The organism is Adlercreutzia sp. (genome assembly GCF_056795635.1).
In genome coordinates this window covers 1-5,083 of the sequence record NZ_JBQIIT010000051.1, presented here as the reverse complement: position 1 = coordinate 5,083, position 5,083 = coordinate 1, and the positions used below count along the sequence as shown (strand labels likewise).

Sequence of the window (5,083 nt, the reverse complement as noted above, 5' to 3'; positions counted from 1 at the left end):
TGAACAACACCGGCATCTTCGCCACCGATTGGGTGCCCATCAAGCCTGGCACCGACATCGCCCTTCTGCTGGGCATTGCCAACGTGCTGGTGACGAACGATTTGTATGACCACGAGTTCATCGAGCAGTTCACCGTGGGCTTCCCGGAGTTCGCGGCCCAGGTGGCCGAGTACACGCCGGCATGGGCCGAGGGCATTTGCGACGTGCCGGCCGACACCATTGTGGAGCTGGCCGAGGCCCTGGCTGCCGCAGCGCCCGCCTGCGCCATCGAGCCCTCCTGGCGCGCGGCCTTCGGGTGCGCCTACCAGAACTCCTTCGAGACGGCCCGCGCGGTATGCGCCGTGAATGCGCTTCTGGGCTGCTGGGGCCAGAAGGGCGGTGCGCTTATCACCTCCTCGCCCAAGGCTGGCGACGTGGACCCGGTGAAGTTCCCCAAGGTACCCGAGCCTGCGGTCAAGCGCGTGGGCGACGCCGAGTTCCCCCTGGCGCTGTCCGGCACCGGCACCAACCTGGCCGTGCTGAACGGCTGCAACGACGGCACCGTGCAGGGCGTGTTCTTCTACAACTCCAACGCGGTACAGGGCTATGCCCAGCCGGCGAAGTGGCGCGAGGCTCTGGCCAAGGCCAAGCTGGTGGTGACTATCGACGTGCAGATGAGCGAGACGGCCCTCGTCTCCGATTACGTGCTGCCCGAGTGCACCGTGCTCGAGCGTATGGAGCTGCCCGAGTTCATTGGCGGCAAGAAGCACTATGTGGCGCTGCGCACGCCGGTGATCGATCGCGTGCACCCCGAGACCAAGTCCTGTGACGAGATCTTCGTCGGCCTGGCCGAGGCCTGCGGCGTGGGGCAGTACTTCCCCTTCACCGTGGAGGAGCTGGCCGATGCCCAGCTGGCCACGGTGGGCACCTCCCTCGATGCGGTGCGCGAGGCCGGCATCGTGGAGTTGGCCGATCCAGGCTTCGAGTTCGGCACGCCCACGTTCAAAACTCCCACGGAGAAGTTCCAGTTCACCTCGGCGAAGGTGGCCGAAGCGGGCTTGAACCCGGTTATCGGCTATGTGCCGCGGCTGGTGGAGCCGGCGGCGGGGGAGTTCTCTCTTATCGGTGGCAAGCAGGGCATCCACTCCCACACCATGACGCTGAACCTGGAGGCCCTGAACGCCATTTCCCGCGAGTACCAGCTCGAGCGTTTGTGGATGGCCGCCTCCGATGCCGCTGAGCTGGGCATTGCCGATGGCGACACGGTGGAGCTGTCCTCGAGCGAGGCTTCGGGTCGTGTGGCCGTCAAGGTGACCGAGCGCTTGAAGCCCGGCGTGCTGTTCTTGCCCACGCACTACGGCAGCACGTCGCCCTATCTCACTCGCGCCCAGGGCTTCGGCCTGAACATGATGGACTTCATCCCGCTGCATCTCGAGCCCGCCGTGGGCTCCACCATGAGCCAGGAAGTGGCGGTTACGGTTAGGAAGGTGGAAGACTGATGACCCGCTATGGCATGCTCATCAATACGAAGAAGTGCGTCGGCTGCTATGCCTGTCGCATCGCCTGCCAGATGGTGAACGGCCTCGATCACGAGGAGGCGTTCATCAAGTTCGACGAGGTGGAGCAAGGCGCGTATCCCAACGTGTACGCGGAAGTGGTGCCGGTGCAGTGCATGCACTGCGAGGACGCCCCCTGCGAGGCCGTGTGCCCCACCCACGCTACCTACACCACCGATTCCGGCGTGGTGCTGGTGGACGAGGGCAAGTGCATCGGCTGCAAGTACTGCATGGCCGCCTGCCCCTACGGCGTGCGCGTGCAGATCGAAAAGACCGGCGTGATCGAGAAGTGCCGCTTCTGTTGGTACGAGGGCCAGCCGGGCAACCCGCCGCGCTGTGTGAACACCTGCGTCTCCGGTGCCCGCATCTTCGGTGACCTGGACGATCCCGAAAGCGAGATCTGCCAGGAGATCGCCCGCACGAACGCTCAGCCCCTGGCGAGCGACTTGACCGCCGCGAAAATCTACTACGTGAGGTGATGACCAATGGTTTGGGGATCTATGATCGCATGGTACCTGTTCTTGGCGGGTGCATCCGCCGGGGCCTTCCTCACTTCGGCCTTTGTGGAGGCGAAGTACCCCGATAGCGTGAAGATGCGCGTTGCAGGCCGCATTATCGCGCCGATCTTCCTCGGCATCGGGCTGCTCATGCTCATGCTGGATGCGGAGGCGGGGCTGCATAACCCGCTGCGCTTCTTCTACCTGGTGATGAACCCGGGTTCCGTAATGACCCTCGGCGTGTACTTCATCTGCGTGTTCATGCCGGTATCGGTGGTTGCCGCTCTGCTTGAGGTGCTGCGCCGTCCCGTGCCCAAGGGGCTGACCTGGGTGGGCATCGTGTCCGCCTTCTGCGTGGCCGCCTACACGGGTTTCCTGCTGGGCGTCGTGAAGGCCTATCCGCTGTGGAACAACGCCATTCTGCCGGTGCTGTTCGTGGTGTCGGCCCTCTCGGCCGGTCTCGCCGCCACGAGCTTGGTGGGCCTGGTGACCGACCGGGAGCGTTTCGAGCACATGTGGCTCATCAAGAAGAGCCATGTGATCCTGTCGGCCATCGAGATGGTGGTGCTCGTGACCATGCTCGTCATCGTGAGCTCGGGCAGCGCCGAGGGCGCCGCATCGGTGGCCTCGCTGGTGTCGGGCCAGTACGCGCCCATGTTCTGGGGTGGCCTGGTGCTGCTCGGCCTGGTGGCGCCCTTCGCCATCGAGGGATACCCCGTGTTCATCACGCGGAAGGTGGAGACGTCCACCACGTCCATGGTGGTGAGCGTCATTGGCGAGGGCGGCGTGCTCGTGGGCGGCTTCATGCTGCGCCTGCTGGTTATTTTGGCGGCCCTGCCGGTGGTGTACCTGTAGACCCTTCAATGATGGGGCCGGGACACCTTGACGGGTAAAGTGCCCCAAAGTGTCCCGGCCCTCGAATCCTGCACAGTGGGACACCTTACCCGGTAAGGTGTCCCACTTCTATCGGGGTGCGCCCCTACTCCTCTTCCAGGGTGATGCGGTCGATGCGGGCGGCCAGATCGCTGCCGCGCTCGTAGAACTGGAGGTTCTGGTTGTGGGCGAAGTAGCGCTCGCAGCCGTGGTCGTTGATGAAGGCCATGCCGGCGCGGCTGACCGACAGGTCGGTTACCAGCATGAGCATCTCCTGGCCCTCGCCGAAGGCCTCTTCCACGAACCTGAACACGTTGTCCAGGGCGGCTGCGGCACCGTCGATGCTGCCGTCCAGCGCGTCCAGCCGCGCATTGAAGCGCTCCCGCAGCAGGTTGAACGTGGGCCCCTCCGGTCGTTCGGCCCCGGTCCGCAGTACCTCGTCCAGCAGGCCGATGGCCCGCTCGAAGGAGCGGTAGCGCTCCTCGGTAAGCAGGCTCGCGGCCCGCTCCGTATCGCGGTCGTGGGCGAGGGCCGTGGCGGTGGCGCGCATGAGATCGGCCCCGTTGTCGTTCTCGGCCACGCCTGCGGCAGCCAGGTGCGCCTTCAGATCGGCCAGCACGCCGTGGGTGAACGCCGCGGCCTTCTCCTCCATAACGGCTTGGCGCAAACGGCCCACCGTGGCATCTACGATGAGCCCCATGACGGCCACGCGCTCGTCGAAGGGCGCTCGTCGCGCCCGTTCGGCCAGACCCGTATCGGCTGTGCCCTCGAGAATGCGGTCGATCTGGTAATCGCTGCGATACTTCGTGAACAGGTCGTAGTACATCGCGAACCGCTTCGCGATGTCGCCGTTCTGCACGTACTGCTCCACGAGCAGCTCGTCGACGGCCAAGCCCTGGGCCTCGTAGAGCTTGATCATGGCCGACAGGTCGTCCCAGCCGCGGGCCGTGACGAAGGATGCGCCGTCGGGCGTGGCCTCCACGGCGTAGAAGTGGTTGCGCTCGATATCGAGGTAGGTGATGACGGCCGGGTGCACTTTCGCTGACACGGCGAATTCGCGCCACACGTCGTAGTCGGGCTCCACCTCGATGCGCTTCAGGCGGTCCCAGGTGGCGATGTCGAAATCGTGAGCCGTGCGGTTGTACTCGGGCGGGTTGCCCGCGGTCACCACGATCCATCCATCGGGCACGGCGTGGCGGCCGAACACCTTGTACTGCAAGAATTGCAGCATGGCCGGGGTGAGGGTCTCCGACACGCAGTTGATCTCGTCCAGAAACAGGATGCCCTCGGGACGGCCCGTGGATTCCATGGCCTCGTAGACCGAGGCGATGATCTCGCTCATGGTGTACTCGGATACCTGGTATTCCACGCCGCCATAGATCTTCGTGGCGATAAAGGGCAGGCCTAAGGCGCTTTGGCGCGTGTGGTGGGTCATGGAGTAGGACACGAAGCCCACTTCCAGCTCCTGGGCGATCTGCTCCATAATGGCCGTTTTGCCGATGCCCGGGGCGCCGAGCAGAAACACTGGGCGCTGCCGGGCGGGAGGCAGCCGGTAGTTGCCGAACTCGTCCTTGGTGAAATAGGCCACCATGGCGTTCTTGATCTGCTGTTTTGCTTCGCGGATGTTCATAGGGGGCTCCTTTACGGACGGCGGTTCGTGAAATGGCGGCGAGGGAAGAGCTATGGTCAGAGGGGTTCCTCTTCTAATACGAAGGTCTCGTCCAAAACGACTTTCATGGCCCACGGAGGTACCGGGGCGCTGGCGGCGGCATCGTCGGAATCGAGGAAAACGAAGGCGGTCTCAAAGGCGGGGCGCCGGGCGGGATAGGTGCCCTGGCCGTCGGTGAAGTAGATGAGGCCGCCGAGGTCGTTCAGCTCGCCAGCTGCGAGCGCTTCGTCCACGTAGGCGAACACGGGACGGAAATCGGTGCCCCCCAGGCCCTTGATAACGGGATTTTCCAGGTAGTCTTCCAAATCGCGCAGGCAGGTGATGCGGGCCACGTCGGTCACGGCGGCGTCGCACTGGATGATGAGCACGTTCATCTTCGAGAAGAAACTCGTCTCGTCGGCGAGGATAGAATAGGTGCGCTCGATGAAGCGCCGCACGAGGCCGTCTTTGGTGGAGGCCGAGGTGTCGATGGCGATGACGAAGTCGCGGATGCGCTTCTCCTCGGCGAA

The 5,083-nt window shown here is 64.5% G+C and carries 5 protein-coding genes; 3 read left to right on the top strand and 2 right to left on the bottom strand.

Features of this window, described 5'->3' with window-relative positions; translation table 11 throughout:
• The 3 genes from ACTOXK_RS12005 to nrfD form a co-directional block, all read left to right on the top strand.
• The coding region (locus ACTOXK_RS12005; protein WP_482279992.1) for a molybdopterin-containing oxidoreductase family protein at positions 1-1,478 on the top strand (1,478 nt) is incomplete at its 5' end.
• Entirely contained in the window at positions 1,478-2,014 is a 537-nt protein-coding gene (locus ACTOXK_RS12000; RefSeq protein ID WP_016310307.1) for a 4Fe-4S dicluster domain-containing protein, read from the top strand. The genes ACTOXK_RS12005 and ACTOXK_RS12000, both read left to right, overlap by 1 nt.
• Positions 2,015-2,020: 6 nt before the next feature.
• Positions 2,021-2,887, top strand: coding sequence for an NrfD/PsrC family molybdoenzyme membrane anchor subunit (nrfD, locus tag ACTOXK_RS11995; RefSeq protein WP_151429533.1), 867 nt, complete (start codon positions 2,021-2,023; stop codon positions 2,885-2,887).
• A gap of 124 nt (positions 2,888-3,011) precedes the next feature.
• On the opposite strand, the gene ACTOXK_RS11990 is transcribed toward nrfD, so the two are convergent.
• A complete protein-coding gene (locus ACTOXK_RS11990; RefSeq protein ID WP_286142963.1) occupies positions 3,012-4,535 on the bottom strand; it encodes an ATP-binding protein in 1,524 nt (507 codons plus the stop codon).
• A gap of 56 nt (positions 4,536-4,591) precedes the next feature.
• A partial coding sequence (locus ACTOXK_RS11985; RefSeq protein ID WP_482279991.1) for a VWA-like domain-containing protein occupies positions 4,592-5,083 on the bottom strand: 492 nt, incomplete at its 5' end.